Here is a 15,693-nt window from a genome sequence, read left to right on the forward strand (position 1 = left end):
AAGGCGCGGCGCTAGGACCCGAGCGCCGTCAGCGCCCCGTCGGTCAGCCGATACACCGTCCACTCGTCCTGCGGCTTCGCACCGAGGGACTCGTAGAAGCCGATCGACGGGGCGTTCCAGTTCAGGACCGACCACTCCAGGCGCTCGTAGCCGCGCTCGACGCAGATGCGGGCCAGCTCCGTCAGGAGCGCCTTGCCGTGGCCGCCGCCGCGCGCCTCGGGGCGCACGTACAGGTCCTCCAGGTAGATCCCGTGCACTCCGCGCCAGGTGGAGAAGTTGAGGAACCACAGGGAGAAGCCGACCGGCTCGCCCGTCGCGTCGTCCTGAGCGACGTGCGCGTACGCGGCGGGCCGCTCCCCGAACAGCGCCTCGCGGAGCTGCTCCTCGGTGGCGCGCGCCTCCTGCGGCTCCTTCTCGTACGCTGCGAGCTCACGGATCAGGGTGTGGATGAGAGGGACGTCGGCCGGTGCGGCGGTACGAATCATGAACGCAGCAAGCCACGGCCGACGGCCGCGGGTCAACCGAAAAGGCCTGGCCGCGCTGCTCGCCCTCGGCTTCCTCGCGGGCTGCACCACGGGCGGCGGCACCGCCGCGCCCACCGGCGGCGCGGGCCGCGCCGTGGCGCTGAAGTTCTACGACGCCCAGGGCCACGGCACGCTCCTGTCGCCCCGCCGCGCCCGCGCCGTCACGCACGGCAGCGGCGGCTCCGACAGCGACGCCCTGGTCGACCCGCGCACCCTGCGCGTCCTCGACGACTTCCCGCTGTACGAGGACGGACCGCGGCTCCGCTTCGACCTGCCCGGCCGCGGCGGGCCCGCGGCCCTCGCCCTCAACTGGCCCACCGACCAGGGCTTCTCCACCGTCGTGGTCGACAACGGCGGCAAGGGCTTCACCCGCGGCGCCACCGTCGTCTTCAACCACGCCGCCGCCCAGGACGCCAAGCGCCGCCTGGACGAGGCCCTCGCCCTGCGCCCCTCCTACCGCCGCTCGGCCCGCTTCACCGCCGCCTACCGCACGGCCGCGCGCGAGCTGGCCCGCGCCGACGCCGCGGACTCCGACGCGGGCCGGGGCAAGCACGGCCAGCGGGCCCTGAGCGCGGTCGACGCGGCGTACGGGCAGCTCCTGGAGGAGTACGGGCCGCGCGCCCGCCGCGAGCACGCCCCGTGGACGGGCGTGACCGTCGCCGACGGGGCCGACCCGAAGCGGTGGGCGCCGCTCGCGGGAAGTCTGACCCGCCCCGACGGCTGGGTCCGGATCGTCTTCGACCCCGACGAGGACCCCGTAGACCCCGACGATCCCCGCGCGCCCGTCCCCCGGCGCTACCGCGAGGCGGTGGCCGCCGCCCACGCCGCCGGTCTGAAGGTCCTCGGCCAGCCGGTCGACTCCGCGTACGCCAACGGCTCCGAGCACCCCGAACTCGGCACCCGCGCGGGCTACCTGGCCCGGATCAAGCGGTACGTCGACGCGTTCCCCGACATCGAGGCCTGGGAGATCGGCAACGAGGTCAACGGCTGCTGGACGGACTCCCGCACCACCGGCGGAGGCGACTGCACGGACCGGCTCCTGCCGCCGCGCGACCGCATGCGGCACAAGGTCGCGGACGCGGCGGCGTACGTGCGGAAGAAGCGGCCGGAGGCCGCCGTCGTCCTCACCCTGTACTGGCAGCTCGGCACGGACGCGGCCCGCTGGTCGGCGTTCACCTGGCCGCGCGCGAACCTGCCGCGCGCGGTCCGCGAGGACATCGACGTCGTGCTCCTGTCCAGCTGGATCGAGGACGCCCCGCTCGGCCTCGCCTTCGACCAGGTGCTGACGCGGCTCGCCGCCGACTTCCCCGACCAGCGCGTCGGCCTGGGCGAGCTGGGCTACTGGAACGAGGACACGTCCCGGTTCTACTGGGCCTTCGACGAGGACGACCCGGCCGCGGCCCGGCGCCGGGTCGCCCGCCGGTACTACGCGGCCGCCCTCGGCTATCCGTCGAGCGTCGGCGGCACCTTCTGGTGGTACTTCGCCCAGGAGATGCCGGGCGACGCGGGGCTGCGGGCCGCCGTGCGCGGCGCCCGCTGACCGGTGCCCTGCACCTGCCTACAGCCGGCTCCCGAGCAGCCGCCGCGCCAGTTCCAGGTCCTCCTCCGGCGTCGGACGCCCGTCCTCGACCTCCCACAGCGCGTTCTGCAGCACCCGCCCCAGCGTCCACGCGAGCGCCCGCTCCCGGTCGAGGCCCAGGACCTCCGTCATCGCGTCGAAGCGCCAGCGCACGTCGTCCGGGTCGAAGAGGTTGTTCAGACCGGGCCACAGGTCGAAGCCGGGGTCGCCCGCCAGGGGCTTGGGGTCGATGGCGAGCCACGGCTCGCGGTCGGCCGCGAGGACGTTGTCGAAGTGCAGGTCCCAGTGCAGCATGCGGTCCCCGGGCTCGCCCACGACCTCGCGCACGGCGTCCGCGCACCGCGCGACGAGCGCCCGCTCCGCGGGGTCGGCGATCGCCTTGAGCGCGGCCGGGGTGTCCGCCAGCATCTGCCCGGCGATGTCGCCGAGCGTGCGCATGCCCGCGGGCGCGGGCCCCGCGGTGAGCCGTGCCAGGAGCTCCGCGAGGACGACGACGCCCCGCCGGGTCGCGTCCTTGCCGGTCTCGGCGAACCGGCTCAGCTCCCGCCCGTCACCGGCCCGTTCGAGCAGCATCGTGCCCGTGGCGGCGTCGTGGTCGAGCAGCCGTACCGCGCCGTCGCCGTCCCACACGCGAAGGGCGACCGGCTCACCCTCGGTCTCCTCGTCGAGGACCTGGAACTTCACCACCGCCGGGGAGCCGTCGGCGCGCTCCACGGGAAGCACGAGCGCGGCCATGCCGTGCATGGAGGCGCCGACGGGATTCAGCTCCCACCGCTCCAGGGTCCGCGCGGCAAGGTCCGGCAGGCCCGCGACGAAGGCGCGGCCCGCATCCCCCGCGTACAGGTGCTGGGATTCGACCAGGGCGTCAGGGACATGGATCTCGATCACGGGCGCGACCCTACGCAGGGTGCCGCGAGGATCGCGCCCGATTAAATCCGGACACCCGGCCCGTTCAGGAGACCCCGGCCTTCTCCAGGACCTTCCCGAAGTCGCCCTCGTCGTACAGGGAGTCGGCGGGCGCCTTCTCGCCGTCGATCTCGACCGTGGGCGTCCCGGAGACGCCGTCGGCGGTGAAGGCCTTCATGGCGGTGGCGACCCACGCCTTGTGCGCGTTGCCGGTCACCGCCTTCTCGAACGCGGCGTCCTTGATCCCCGCCGCCGTACCGATCTTCAGCAGGAACGCGGGCGTGAAGCCGTCGTCGCTCTCCTCGGGCTGGTTGGCGAAGAGCGCGGCGTGGAACTGCGGGTACTTGCCGGTGTCCACGGCGGCCCGCAGCGCGTTCGCGGCGTTCTTGGAGCCGTCGCCGCCGAAGTTGTTGTCGAGGAACGAGGCGATCGTGTACTCGACCTTCACGTCACCCGCGGCCAGCGGCGCGACGAGCGCCTGCGCGCCGTTCTCCTCGAACTTCTTGCAGTAGGGGCAGCGCGGGTCCTCGTACACCTTCACCGTGTGCTTCGCCGACGGGTCGCCGACCGTGATCACACCGCCCTTGACCTTCGTGGGCACCTTCGCGAGGTCGTTCACCGAGGCGGGCGGGACCTTGGCCGCCGGGCCGGTCTCCTGGGACGGCGACTTCTCAGCCGAACCGGACGGCGTACCGGAGGCGGACGGGGACTTCTTCCCCGTGCCCGTCCAGTCGCCGTCGCCGTCGTCGCCGGAGTCGCACCCGGTGACGACGGCACCGAGCAGCGCGACGGCGGCCACCGAGGCGGCCACGCGCCCGGCCTTGCGTACGGCCATGAAAAGCCCTCCAGAACTCCTGAAATCACCACGTACCGCTGAGGGCACCCGAAGTACCGGAAATCTATCCGACCCCTGCCCCGGGCTCCGCGCGCGCAGTACCCTCCCGCCCCATGAGCAGCACGGACACCGTGAACGGCGGCATCTCCTTCTGGTACGCGGACGACGGGCTCCCCGCGCCCCGCGAGCCCCTCGGCGGCGACGCGAGCGCCGACGTCTGCGTGGTGGGCGGCGGCTACACGGGCCTGTGGACCGCGTACTACCTAAAGCAGGCGGCCCCCTACCTGCGCGTCACGGTCCTGGAGCGCAGGTTCTGCGGCTACGGCGCCTCCGGGCGCAACGGCGGCTGGCTCTACAACGGCATCGCGGGCCGCGACCGGTACGCCGCGCTGCACGGCCACGAGGCCGCCGTCCGCCTCCAGCAGGCCATGAACGACACGGTCGGCGAGGTCATCCGCGTCGCCGCCGCGGAGAAGATCGACGCCGACGTCCACCACGGCGGCGTCCTCGAAGTCGCGTACACACCCGCCCAGCTGGCCCGTCTGAAGGCCTTCCACGCGGCGGAGCTGGCGTACGGCGAGAGCGACCGGGTGCTGCACGGCGCGCGCGAGACCGCCGAGCGGGTGCGCGTCGCCGGGGCCGTCGGCTCGTCCTGGACGCCGCACGGCGCCCGGCTGCACCCGGTGAAGCTGGTGAAGGGGCTCGCGGCGGCCGTCGAGGCGCTCGGCGTGACCCTCCACGAGTCGACGCCGGTCACCGAGATCCGCCCCGGGCACGCCGTCACCCCGTACGGCACGGTCCGCGCCCCGTACGTGCTGCGCTGCACGGAGGGCTTCACGGCCTCCCTCAAGGGCCAGCGCCGCACCTGGCTGCCGATGAACTCGTCGATGATCGTGACCGAGCCGCTGCCCGACGACGTGTGGGACGCCATCGGCTGGGCGGGCCGCGAGACCCTCGGCGACATGGCGCACGCGTACATGTACGCCCAGCGCACCGCGGACGGACGCATCGCCCTCGGCGGCCGCGGCGTGCCGTACCGCTACGGCTCGAAGACCGACACGGCGGCCAACCCCGGCCGCACCGACACCGCCACCGTCGGGGCCCTGCGCGAGCTCCTGGTCCGCTTCTTCCCGCAGCTCACCGGCGTCGGCATCGACCACGCCTGGTCGGGCGTCCTCGGCGTGCCGCGCGACTGGTGCGCCACGGTCACCCTGGACCGGTCGACGGGCCTCGGCTGGGCCGGCGGGTACGTCGGCTCGGGCGTCGCCACGGCCAACCTCGCCGGGCGCACGCTGCGCGACCTGGTACGGCGGGACTCGGGGCAGGCGGGCGCGACGGAGCTGACCGGGCTTCCCTGGGTGGACCACCGGGTGCGCAGGTGGGAGCCGGAGCCGCTGCGCTGGCTGGGGGTGCACGGCCTGTACGCGGCGTACCGCGCGGCCGACCGCAGGGAGCTGACGTCGCCGACGGCGCGCACCACGCGCCTGGCCCGGCTCGCGGACCGCCTCACCGGCCGCGGCTGAGCCGGGACGGCCCCTCACCGGCCGTAGCGGAAACGGTTCGGGAGGAAGGTGGTGGAGCCCCCTGTCGGATTCGAACCGACGACCTTCGCTTTACAAGAGCGGCGCTCTGACCAGCTGAGCTAAGGAGGCCTGCACGGGCCCCAGTGCGGCCGTGCCCGTGCAGTGTAACCAACGGGACCCCCGCCGCAGTCGAAAATCTCGTCGAAGGTCATCCTCTCCGGACTACTGACAGAGCGGTGACCAGCGGGGTAGCGTCACGGGCAGTCCGGACAACTGGACTAGACCCATCCTTTACTCGGATCGTCCGGCACGTTCCTGCCGGTGAAGGGGGCCCTCACCATGGCCACTGTTACGTTCGACAAGGCGACCCGGATCTACCCGGGTTCCACCAAGCCCGCCGTAGACGGGCTCGAGATCGAGATCGAGGACGGGGAGTTCCTCGTCCTGGTCGGCCCGTCCGGCTGCGGCAAGTCCACCTCCCTGCGCATGCTCGCGGGCCTGGAGGACGTGAACGGCGGCGCGATCCGCATCGGCGACCGCGACGTCACGCACCTGCCGCCCAAGGACCGGGACATCGCCATGGTGTTCCAGAACTACGCGCTGTACCCGCACATGACCGTCGCCGCGAACATGGGCTTCGCCCTGAAGATCGCGGGCGTCGACAAGGCCACCATCCGGCAGAAGGTCGAAGAGGCCGCGAAGATCCTCGACCTCACCGAGTACCTGGACCGCAAGCCCAAGGCCCTCTCCGGCGGTCAGCGCCAGCGCGTCGCGATGGGCCGCGCCATCGTCCGCGAGCCGCAGGTCTTCCTCATGGACGAGCCGCTGTCGAACCTCGACGCCAAGCTCCGCGTCTCCACGCGTACGCAGATCGCCTCGCTCCAGCGCCGCCTCGGCATCACCACGGTGTACGTCACCCACGACCAGGTCGAGGCCATGACGATGGGCGACCGCGTCGCCGTCCTGAAGGACGGCCTGCTCCAGCAGGTCGACTCGCCGCGCAACATGTACGACCGCCCGGCCAACCTCTTCGTCGCGGGCTTCATCGGCTCCCCCGCCATGAACCTCGTCGAGGTCCCGATCACCGACGGCGGCGTGAAGTTCGGCAACTCGGTGGTGCCGGTGAACCGCGAGGCCCTGGCGGCCGCCGCCGACAGGGGCGACCGCACCGTCACCGTCGGCGTCCGCCCCGAACACTTCGACGTGGTCGAGCAGAACGGCGGCGCCGCGAAGACCCTCACCAAGGAGACCGAGGACGCCCCGGCCGGCCTCGCCGTGTCCGTGAACGTCGTCGAGGAGCTCGGCGCCGACGGCTACGTGTACGGCACCGCCGAGGTCGGCGGCGAGCAGAAGGACCTCGTGGTCCGCGTGAACGGCCGCCAGGTGCCCGAGAAGGGCGCCCAGCTCCACGTCGTCCCGCGCCCGGGCGAGACCCACGTCTTCTCCACCTCCACCGGCGAGCGCCTCACCGACTGACGCCCCCCGGGGCGCGGCCGGCGCCGGGCTTCCCTGGCGTCAACCGGTCCGAAGGGCCCCGTGCTCAGGCACGGGGCCCTTCGCGCGCTCCGGGACATCTCCGCGCGTTGTCGACAAATACCCCGGCACATCGGTCATTTCGTCCGGTGTTCGTCAACATCCATTTCGCCAAACCACATTTCCCATCACCCAACTGGGTGACTAAATGTCGCCAAATCATCACCTAGCGCTACCCTCACTCGCGTGACGCACTCCGCCAACTACACCCAGAAGTCGCGCCGAGGCCACCGCGGCCCCGGCCGCCGCATCGGGCGCACGCTCGCCCTCGTCCTGCCGGTCGTCCTGGTGCTGTCCGGCACGCTCGCGGTCACCCGGGTCAACTGGTCCGGCAGCTCATCGGATTCGGTCCTCACCGCGTCCGCGGGCGACCTCTCCGCGCCGGCCAGGTCCCGCGGCCCCCACGACGTCCTGCGCGACCGCCTCCTCCTGGAGCTCCAGGAGAAGAACCCGGGCGTCGCCCTCACCCACCTCCAGCGGGAGGTCGACCGGCACCCGTCGCTCGCCAAGCACTGCGTGTCCATCGCCCGCGCCCTCGGCCGCGCCGCCGTCCGCGCCTACGGCCCGAGCCGCGCCCAGTCGTACGCCCGCCCGGTGTGCGACACGTCCTTCGCCACGGGCGTCGCCGCCCACCACAACAGCTGAGGAGCGCCGGGCCGCCCCCGGCCCCACCCCTAGCGCCCCCTGTCAGCGCCGGCCACGTCGGAACCCTGCGCGCCCCAACGCGTAGGGTTCCGTCATGACCACCGGTGACACCCACACAGCAAAGCCCACACAGGCCGTGGTCCTGGCCGGCGGCCAGGGCTCCCGGCTGCGCCCGTACACCGATGACCGCCCCAAGCCCATGGTCGAGATCCCCGGCACGGGCACCCCGATCATCGGCCACCAGCTGGCCTGGCTCGCGGCCGAGGGCGTGACGGACGCGGTCGTCTCCTGCGGCCACCTCGCCGAGGTGCTCCAGGACTGGCTGGACACCGCCGACCTGCCGCTGAAGGTCACCACCGTCGTCGAGACGGAGCCCCTGGGCCGCGGCGGCGGCCTGAAGTACGCGGCCGCCCACCTGCCGCACCCCGACCAGCCCTGGTACGCGACGAACGGCGACATCTGGACCCGCTTCTCGCTGCGCGACATGGCGGCCTTCCACGCCGAGCGCGACGCCACCGCCACGCTCGCCCTGGCCCGCCCCCGCATCCCCTGGGGCGCCGTCGAGACCGACGCGTTCGGCCACATCACGGACTTCATCGAGGCCCCGCCGTCCCCGTACCTCATCAACGCGGGCGTGTACGTCTTCTCCTCCGCCTTCACCGCCCTGCTCCCGGACCGCGGCGACCACGAGCGCACCACGTTCCCGCGCCTGGCCCGCGAGAAGCGCCTGGCGGGCTTCCCGCTGCCGCAGGGCGCGTACTGGCGCGCCATCGACACGGCGAAGGACCTCACCGAGGCCGCGAAGGAACTGGCCGCGCAGAACCGCTGAGCAGTTCCCCGCGCCCCTTCGGGACGCTGAAAGGCCCCGCACACAAGCCGTGTGCGGGGCCCTTCGCTTACGGGTGACGGCTCAGCCCAGCACTCCGCCGAGCAGGCCCGGGCGGCCGCCGCTGCCGCCGTCCGAACCGCCGGTGGTGCCGCCGGTCGTGCCGCCACTGGGCCCGGCGCCGCCGCTCGTGCCGCCGCTGGAGGTCGGGCCGCTGCTGGCGGCCGGCGGCCGCTCCTGGGTCGGTGCGGGCTGCTGCTGCGCGGGGGCCTGCTCGCCGGTGCCCTGCGTCGCGCTCGGCTGACTGCCGGTGCCGCTGACGCTGCCCGTCTCGCGGGCCGCGTCCGGCGTGCCGGTGGCGCCGTCCTGCGAGGGGCTCGCCGTGCTGCCCTGCGTCGGCGTCCCGGCGGACGCCGAGGGGCCGCTCGGGTCGCTGCGGCGCTCGCGCCTGCCGTCGGGGTCGCTCGGCAGCGGGGAGCCGGGCAGCTCGTTGCGGGGCGCCTCGCCGGGCCCCGGCACGGTCACGCGGTCCGCGTCCCGCACCGCGCCGCCGAGCATCGAGCCGAGGAGCAGCGTCAGGCCGACCACGACGGTGCCGACGAGCGCGCCCCTGCGCAGCACCCGGCGGCGCAGCTCCCACAGCGCGGCGCGCGGCCCGAGCGTGCGCCAGGCCTCCCCGGCGAGCCGGGCGTCGACGGAGTAGACCGGGGCGCCCGCGATGATGAGCGGCGACCAGGCGGCGAGGTAGATGATGTCGGGCGCGTCGTACGCCGGGACGGTCTTCCAGCTGACGGTCACGAGGAGCGCGATCGAGAGCAGCATCCCCACCCCGGCGGCGACCCGCTGCCAGAGCCCGAGCACGGTGAGCACGCCGACGATCACCTGCAGGAAGGCGATGACGAGGCCCGCGCCCACGGGGTGCTGGAGGGCCCAGTCCCGCAGCGGCTCGGCGAGCGCCCAAGGGTGCAGCGAATTCAGCCACTTGACCATGGAGCCGCGCTCGCCGCCGTCGAAGTAGACGGGGTCGCAGAGCTTGCCCATGCCCGCGTAGATGGAGATGAAGCCGAGGAAGACGCGCAGCGGGAGCAGCACCACGCCGAGGTTGAGGCGGCGCCCCGGGTAGTAGGCGTGCCGCACCCCGTTGGGCGACTTGCCCGACCGGCGCTCGTCCGCCGCGTCCTCGTCGGATCCGTCGGCCTCGTCGCCGTAGCCGTCGTACGGATCCTCGACGCGGTCCTCGTCGTCGACGCTGCCCGGCATGCGCATCTGCGGCAGCAGCCGGGTGGGGCCGTGGTCGCCGTCGCGCGCGCCGCCGACCGCGGGGGTCTGCACGGTGTCGCCGTACGGATCGTCGACGTCGACGCGCGGGATGACCTGGGTGGCACCGCCGTCGAAGTGCGGGTCGCCGCCGACCGGCACCTCCGCCGAACGGCGCACCCCGCTGCCGCGCACGGCCTGCAGCAGTCCGCCCGCGCCGGGGTCACCCGGCTCGGACTTCCCGCTCCAGACGACCGGCGCGCGCCGGCGCGCGGCACCGCTCGAAGCGCCCACCGCGGGCATGCTCACGGTGTCCTCGGCGGCGCTCAAGTGACGGGCGACGCGCGGCGATTGGGTCCGCCCGGTCGGGGGCAGCTGGACGCGGAAGCTCGCGTGATTGACGATGACCTGCGCGGGGTCGCAGGGCACCTTCACCATGCTCAGCGCGGGAGTGTCGTCGAACCCTGACGAGCGTCCCCCCGTGGGTGTGCGGGGTGTTCTGGTGTCCACACTCATCTAACCGAGTGACGTGAGGTTTGGACACTGCCTTGACCGCCCGGATCTGTCCGGACCCCGTCAAACCCCACCATTCCCCGCCCCGAGCGGGGTACCCGCCCGCCCGGCGTTCGACGGGCGGACGGGCGGGCGGCCGGTGAGCAGCCGCGGTGGGCTCAGCCCCGGCGGCGGGCCGCCTCGTAGAGCACCACGCCCGCGGCCACGCCCGCGTTCAGGGACTCGGCCCCGCCCGGCATGGGGATGCGCACGCGGAAGTCACAGGTCTCGCCCACGAGCCGGGAGAGGCCCTTGCCCTCGCTGCCGACGACGATGACGACCGGGCCTTCGAGGGCTTCGAGGTCCCCGATCTCGCGGTCCCCGTCGGCGGCCAGGCCGACGACCGCGATGCCCGCCTTCTTGTACGCCTCGAGGGCCCGCGTGAGGTTGGTGGCCCGCGCGACCGGCGTCCGCGCGGCCGTACCGGCGGACGTCTTCCACGCGCCGGCCGTCATCCCGGCGGCCCGCCGCTCGGGCACGACGACGCCGTGGCCGCCGAAGGCGGACACGGACCGCACCACGGCGCCCAGGTTCCGCGGGTCCGTCACACCGTCGAGCGCGACGATCAGCGGGTCCTCGCCCTGGTCGTACGCGGCCGCGGCGAGGTCCTCCGGGTGCGCGTACTCGTACGGCGGCACCTGGAGCACGAGGCCCTGGTGGTTGAGGCCGTTGGTCATGCGGTCCAGCTCGGGGCGCGGGGCCTCCATCAGGTGGATGCCGCCGCGCTCGCCCGCGAGCTGGATGGCCTCGCGGACGCGCTCGTCGTTGTCGATGAACTGCTGGACGTAGAGCGTCGTCGCGGGCACGCCCTCGCGCAGCGCCTCGGCGACCGGGTTGCGGCCGACGACCATCTCGGCCGTGGACTTGCCGCCCGTGCGGCGCTGCGGGCGGCCCTGCGCGCGCCGCGCCTGGGCCTGCGCGACCCGCTGCTTGGCGTGCCCCTTGCGCATCTCGGCGGGCGGCGTCGGCCCCTTGCCCTCGAGGCCCCGGCGCCGCTTGCCGCCGCTGCCGACCTGCGCGCCCTTCTTGCCGGACATGCGGCGGTTGTTAGCGGCCATGACCTACCCGTCTGTGTGAAGCGTGCCGCGTACGCGATGGACGTACACGGCGTGAATCCGAAGTCGTACTGATGTCGTACATGCAGTGTGCCGCCCAGCGGGCCGGGCGGCACATCAGCGGGTCCCGGCTAGCGCGACCCGAGCGTCCAGCGCGGCCCCGACGGGCCGTCCTCGATGGCGAGGCCCGCCTGGGCGAGCTGGTCGCGGATGGCGTCGGCGGTGGCCCAGTCCTTGCGGCCGCGCGCGGCCTCGCGCTGGTCGAGCACGAGCCGGACGAGGGTGTCGACGACGGCGTTCAGCTCGTCGCCCGAGCCCTCGCTCCCGGCCGCCGCCCAGTGCGGGTCGAGCGGGTCGAGGCCGAGGACGCCCAGCATGGCCCGCACCTCGGCGAGCCGCGCCACGGCGGCCTCCTTGTCGTCCGCGGCGAGCGCGGAGTTGCCCTGGCGGACCGTGGTGTGGACGATCGCGAGCGCCTGCGGGACGCCCAGGTCGTCGTCCATCGCCTCGGCGAACCCAGGCGGCACCTCGGCCGCGGGCTCCACGACGCCCCCGGCCAGCTCCACCACGCGCTGCGTGAAGCCCTCGATGCGGGCGAACGCCGCCTCGGCCTCGCGCAGGGCCTCCTCGCTGTACTCGATCGTCGAGCGGTAGTGCGGGGTGCCCAGGTAGTAGCGCAGGACGATGGGGCGCCACTGCTTGACCATCTCGGCGACGAGCACCGAGTTGCCGAGCGACTTGGACATCTTCTCGCCGCTCATGGTGACCCAGGCGTTGTGCACCCAGTACGTCGCGAAGTCGTCGCCGAAGGCCTTGGCCTGGGCGATCTCGTTCTCGTGGTGCGGGAAGATCAGGTCGAGGCCGCCGCCGTGGATGTCGAAGGCGCGGCCCAGGTACTTGTGCGCCATGGCCGAGCACTCCAGGTGCCAGCCGGGGCGGCCGGGGCCGAAGGGCGTGTCCCAGGAGGGCTCGCCCGGCTTGACGGCCTTCCACATGGCGAAGTCGCGCGGGTCGCGCTTGCCGGTGATGCCCTCCTCGGCGGGCTGCTGCATCTTGTCCAGGTCCTGGCGCGACAGCTCCAGGTACCGGGGCCAGGAGCGCACGTCGAAGTAGACGCTGCCGTCGGCCTCGTAGGCGTGGCCGCGCTCGATGAGGCCGCGCATCATCTCGACCATCTCGGTGACGTGGCCGGTGGCGCGGGGCTCGTAGGTGGGCGGGAGGCAGCCGAGGGCGTCGTAGCCGTCGTTGAAGGCGCGCTCGTTCTCGTAGCCGATGGACCACCAGGGGCGGCCCTGGTCCGCGGACTTCCGGATGATCTTGTCGTCGATGTCCGTGACGTTGCGGATGAACGTGACGTCGTAGCCGCGGTACGCGAACCAGCGGCGCATGATGTCGAAGTTGAGGCCCGACCGGATGTGCCCGATGTGCGGGGCAGCCTGCACCGTGGCGCCACACAGGTAGATCGAGACACAGCCCTCGGTCAGGGGCTGGAAGTCACGGATCTGCCGGGCGCTGGTGTCGTACAGGCGAATCGTCACCACTCCAGGGTAGTGGGCGTCGGGCAGTGCCCCGCTCCCCTGGGGGACACGGGGCACGCAACCGTGACGTTCCGGCCCGTCAGATGCGGCCGACGACCTTGCGGGGCGTCACGCGGACGACGACGCGCTGCGCGTCCTGGCCCGCCGCCGGGTTGAAGTCGGCGTAGTCCTTGCCGGTGTACTTGCGGGACAGCTCGTCGATCAGCTCCTGGCCGCCCTCGGTGGTCAGCTCGGCGGTGCCGCGGATCTCCGCGTACGTGTAAGGGGCGTCGAAGGGCTGGAAGAGCACCGTCACGCGCGGGTCGCGGCGCAGGTTCTTCTCCTTCTGGCGGCCGACGGTGGTGGAGATGAGGACGTCGTCGCCGTCGCGCTTCACCCAGACCGGTGAGAGCTGCGGGCTGCCGTCGGGCTGGATGGTGGCGACGGTGACGAAGACGGGCGTGTCGAGCAGGGACTTGAGGTCGTCGGACAGTGCGGCGGACATGGCTTCACTCCTCGGCCTGGTTGATCGCTGGACGAGTCGTACCCCTATCGGATCCCGCGGTTCCGCACCACGGGGCGGGGCGGGTTTCGGCCCTCTCTCAGCCCGTACGGACCACCAGTGCCGTCGCGATGCCGACGAGCCCGTCGCCGCGGCCGGGGAAGCCCAGGCCGTCCGTGGTGGCGCCGGAGACGGAGACCGGGGCGCCCACCGCGTCCGAGAGGACCTTCTGGGCCTCCTCGCGGCGCTTGCCGATCTTCGGCCGGTCTCCGATCACCTGAACGGAGACGTTGCCGATGGTGAACCCGGCCTCGCGGACGATCCGCGCGGCCTCGGTGAGCAGCGTGAGCCCCGACGCCCCGGCCCACTCGGGCCTGCCGGTGCCGAAGTGGGCGCCGAGGTCACCGAGCCCGGCGGCGGAGAACAGCGCGTTGCACGCCGCGTGCGCGACGACGTCCGCGTCGGAGTGCCCGGCGAGCCCGGGGCCCTCGCCCTCCCACTTGAGCCCGGCGCACCACAGCTCGCGGCCGTCCTCGAAGGCGTGGATGTCGGTGCCGACGCCGACCTGCGGCAGCGGGTACGGGAGCGGTTCAGAAGCCATCGTTGGCCCTCCTGCGGGCGAGTACGGCCTCGGCGAGGACCAGGTCGAGGGGGCGGGTCACCTTGAACGCCTCCTCGTGGCCGGGGACGAGCACGACCGGCTCGCCGAGCCGCTCGACGAGCCCGGCGTCGTCCGTGGCGCCCTCGCCGACGACGTCGGCCTCGTGGGCGCGGACCAGGGTGGCGCGGTCGAAGCCCTGGGGGGTCTGCACGGCGCGCAGCCGCGCGCGCTCCGGCGTGGCGACGACCGGCTCGGGCTCCCCCGGCGCACCGGGCTCGACCTCCTTGACGGTGTCGGCGAGCGGCAGCGCGGGCACGACGGCGGGCGCGCCGTCGCGGACGGCCTCGATGACGCCGTCGACGGTGTCGACGGGCACGAGCGGGCGGGCCGCGTCGTGCACGAGGACGATGCCGACGTCCGGCGGCAGGGCGTCGAGGCCGAGCTTCACCGACTCCTGCCGGGTGGCGCCGCCGGGCACGACGACGACGTCGGTGCGCTCGGGCAGCGCGTGGTCGGCGAGCAGCGTCTTGACCTCGGTGGCGCCGTCCGGCGGGGCGACGACCACGACGAGCGAGACGGCGCGCGAGGCGGCCAGGGCGCGTACGGCGTGGACGAGCATCGGCGTGCCGTTGAGGGCGCGCAGGGCCTTGGGCGCACCGGGGCCGAGGCGTACGCCGCGGCCCGCGGCGGGGATCACGGCCGCGGTGCGAGAGGTTACGTCAGACATCGGTTCCGTTCAGGTTTGTGCGCTCGGCCGACATGGGTATGGCCACACCGTGCCGGGCGCGACGCCTTGACCGGACCCTTCCGTGACATCTGGTCGAGCCAGCTGCCCGAGCCCGGCACGCCAAAGTACCGGGGGATCTTTCCTTGCCCACCAACCGCCGGTGAAGTCCGGGGGACGGCGGGACACGGCCGGGCCCCGGATCCCGAGCGCCTTTCGGGTACGAACATGCCGCAGTGCCCGGCGACACCCTCAGGGGTCGGCGGGCACTGCGGCAGTTCCTTCATCCCGGAATCATTCCGGACGCGGCCATTCCGGACGCGGGCCCACGTGGGGCACGGTATCCGCCCGCGCCGGAGCGACGGCTTCGGTCGTCAGGACGCGAGGACCTCGTCGAGCAGGGCCTCGGCCTTGTCCTCGTTCGTGTTCTCCGCGAGGGCGAGCTCGCTCACCAGGATCTGACGGGCCTTGGCGAGCATGCGCTTCTCACCGGCGGACAGTCCGCGCTCACGCTCCCGGCGCCACAGGTCACGGACGACTTCCGCGACCTTGATGACGTCGCCGGAGGCGAGCTTCTCGAGATTTGCCTTGTAGCGACGCGACCAGTTCGTGGGCTCTTCGGCGTACGGCGCGCGCAGTACTTCGAAGACCCGGTCCAGGCCGTCCTGGCCGACCACATCACGCACACCGACGAACTCCGCGTTGTCCGCTGGCACACGTACCGTCAAGTCGCCCTGGGCGACCTTCAGCACCAAGTAGGTCTTGTCCACGCCTTTGATCTGACGAGTTTCGATGGCCTCGATCAGCGCGGCCCCGTGATGGGGATAGACCACGGTGTCGCCAACCTTGAACGTCATGTGACAGGTACCCCTTCCGTGGCTATCCAGGGTAACACGGATACGGCGTCTTCTGAATGGCGTTTTCGCAGGTCAGGGCATATCTCGGGGCTTGACAACAGCAACAGGAACGTGCTGCGGACCGGGTGCGGAAGGGGGTATTCGCAGGTCGGAGCCGCTCTCCGGCGACGGTGAAACGCCCACGTTACACACTCCGCGAGAGCGCCCCAAGGGGACGAACGTCCCGGTTTGCCGGGTTCCCCCAGGTGAACTTCCGC

15 protein-coding genes and 1 tRNA gene are annotated in these 15,693 nt (G+C 73.0%); 5 read left to right on the top strand and 11 right to left on the bottom strand.

The annotated features are described in order from the left end of the window. Nucleotides 1-11: 11 nt before the first annotated feature. On the bottom strand, nucleotides 12-485 hold the full coding sequence (locus tag IG74_RS0126335; RefSeq protein WP_030682269.1) for a GNAT family N-acetyltransferase: 474 nt from the start codon (nucleotides 483-485) through the stop codon (nucleotides 12-14). Between IG74_RS0126335 and IG74_RS52205 the strand changes: the two genes are divergently transcribed. Next, nucleotides 484-2,064: a hypothetical protein gene (locus tag IG74_RS52205; protein ID WP_030682272.1), complete on the top strand. Its 1,581-nt coding sequence runs from the start codon at nucleotides 484-486 to the stop codon at nucleotides 2,062-2,064. The genes IG74_RS0126335 and IG74_RS52205 overlap by 2 nt on opposite strands. A gap of 18 nt (nucleotides 2,065-2,082) precedes the next feature. Here the strand turns inward: IG74_RS52205 and IG74_RS0126345 are convergent, their stop codons facing one another. Next, entirely contained in the window at nucleotides 2,083-2,991 is a 909-nt protein-coding gene (locus IG74_RS0126345; protein WP_030682275.1) for an aminoglycoside phosphotransferase family protein, read from the bottom strand. A gap of 64 nt (nucleotides 2,992-3,055) precedes the next feature. Beyond that, nucleotides 3,056-3,844, bottom strand: coding sequence for a DsbA family protein (locus IG74_RS0126350; RefSeq protein WP_030682278.1), 789 nt, complete (start codon nucleotides 3,842-3,844; stop codon nucleotides 3,056-3,058). A gap of 113 nt (nucleotides 3,845-3,957) precedes the next feature. On the opposite strand from IG74_RS0126350, the gene IG74_RS0126355 reads away from it, so the two are divergent. Continuing rightward, complete coding sequence (locus tag IG74_RS0126355; protein WP_030682280.1) at nucleotides 3,958-5,367, top strand: NAD(P)/FAD-dependent oxidoreductase; 1,410 nt, start codon at nucleotides 3,958-3,960, stop codon at nucleotides 5,365-5,367. A gap of 52 nt (nucleotides 5,368-5,419) precedes the next feature. Here the strand turns inward: IG74_RS0126355 and IG74_RS0126360 are convergent. Beyond that, a tRNA-Thr gene (locus tag IG74_RS0126360) sits at nucleotides 5,420-5,496 on the bottom strand. A 210-nt stretch (nucleotides 5,497-5,706) separates the two neighbouring features. On the opposite strand from IG74_RS0126360, the gene IG74_RS0126365 reads away from it, so the two are divergent. The 3 genes from IG74_RS0126365 to IG74_RS0126375 all read left to right on the top strand — a co-directional run bounded on the left by IG74_RS0126365 (nucleotide 5,707) and on the right by IG74_RS0126375 (nucleotide 8,374). After that, nucleotides 5,707-6,843 carry an ABC transporter ATP-binding protein gene (locus IG74_RS0126365; RefSeq protein WP_030682282.1) on the top strand — a complete coding sequence of 379 codons (1,137 nt, stop codon included), beginning with the start codon at nucleotides 5,707-5,709 and terminating at the stop codon, nucleotides 6,841-6,843. A 243-nt stretch (nucleotides 6,844-7,086) separates the two neighbouring features. Continuing rightward, on the top strand, nucleotides 7,087-7,545 hold the full coding sequence (locus IG74_RS0126370; RefSeq protein ID WP_030682285.1) for a hypothetical protein: 459 nt from the start codon (nucleotides 7,087-7,089) through the stop codon (nucleotides 7,543-7,545). A gap of 94 nt (nucleotides 7,546-7,639) precedes the next feature. After that, nucleotides 7,640-8,374: a nucleotidyltransferase family protein gene (locus IG74_RS0126375; RefSeq protein ID WP_030682288.1), complete on the top strand. Its 735-nt coding sequence runs from the start codon at nucleotides 7,640-7,642 to the stop codon at nucleotides 8,372-8,374. 81 nt (nucleotides 8,375-8,455) lie between these two features. Here the strand turns inward: IG74_RS0126375 and IG74_RS0126380 are convergent, their stop codons facing one another. The 7 genes from IG74_RS0126380 to IG74_RS0126410 form a co-directional block, all read right to left on the bottom strand. Continuing rightward, the gene (locus tag IG74_RS0126380; protein WP_234334461.1) at nucleotides 8,456-10,144 is read right to left on the bottom strand and encodes a DoxX family protein; all 1,689 of its coding nucleotides are present in this window, start codon (nucleotides 10,142-10,144) and stop codon (nucleotides 8,456-8,458) included. 155 nt (nucleotides 10,145-10,299) lie between these two features. Further along, on the bottom strand, nucleotides 10,300-11,238 hold the full coding sequence (gene rlmB / locus IG74_RS0126385; protein ID WP_030682292.1) for a 23S rRNA (guanosine(2251)-2'-O)-methyltransferase RlmB: 939 nt from the start codon (nucleotides 11,236-11,238) through the stop codon (nucleotides 10,300-10,302). A gap of 128 nt (nucleotides 11,239-11,366) precedes the next feature. Further along, on the bottom strand, nucleotides 11,367-12,773 hold the full coding sequence (gene cysS, locus IG74_RS0126390; RefSeq protein ID WP_030682296.1) for a cysteine--tRNA ligase: 1,407 nt from the start codon (nucleotides 12,771-12,773) through the stop codon (nucleotides 11,367-11,369). 79 nt (nucleotides 12,774-12,852) lie between these two features. Then, nucleotides 12,853-13,257, bottom strand: coding sequence for a PPOX class F420-dependent oxidoreductase (locus IG74_RS0126395; RefSeq protein ID WP_030682299.1), 405 nt, complete (start codon nucleotides 13,255-13,257; stop codon nucleotides 12,853-12,855). 97 nt (nucleotides 13,258-13,354) lie between these two features. After that, on the bottom strand, nucleotides 13,355-13,855 hold the full coding sequence (ispF, locus tag IG74_RS0126400) for a 2-C-methyl-D-erythritol 2,4-cyclodiphosphate synthase (protein WP_030682302.1): 501 nt from the start codon (nucleotides 13,853-13,855) through the stop codon (nucleotides 13,355-13,357). Further along, entirely contained in the window at nucleotides 13,845-14,582 is a 738-nt protein-coding gene (ispD, locus tag IG74_RS0126405; RefSeq protein ID WP_030682305.1) for a 2-C-methyl-D-erythritol 4-phosphate cytidylyltransferase, read from the bottom strand. The genes ispF and ispD overlap by 11 nt, the downstream gene beginning before the upstream one ends. A 371-nt stretch (nucleotides 14,583-14,953) precedes the next feature. Further along, the gene (locus tag IG74_RS0126410) at nucleotides 14,954-15,436 is read right to left on the bottom strand and encodes a CarD family transcriptional regulator (protein WP_003953493.1); all 483 of its coding nucleotides are present in this window, start codon (nucleotides 15,434-15,436) and stop codon (nucleotides 14,954-14,956) included. Nucleotides 15,437-15,693 lie beyond the last annotated feature (257 nt).

It is taken from the genome of Streptomyces sp. NRRL B-1347 (assembly GCF_000720325.1).
In the GTDB taxonomy this organism is placed as follows: domain Bacteria; phylum Actinomycetota; class Actinomycetes; order Streptomycetales; family Streptomycetaceae; genus Streptomyces.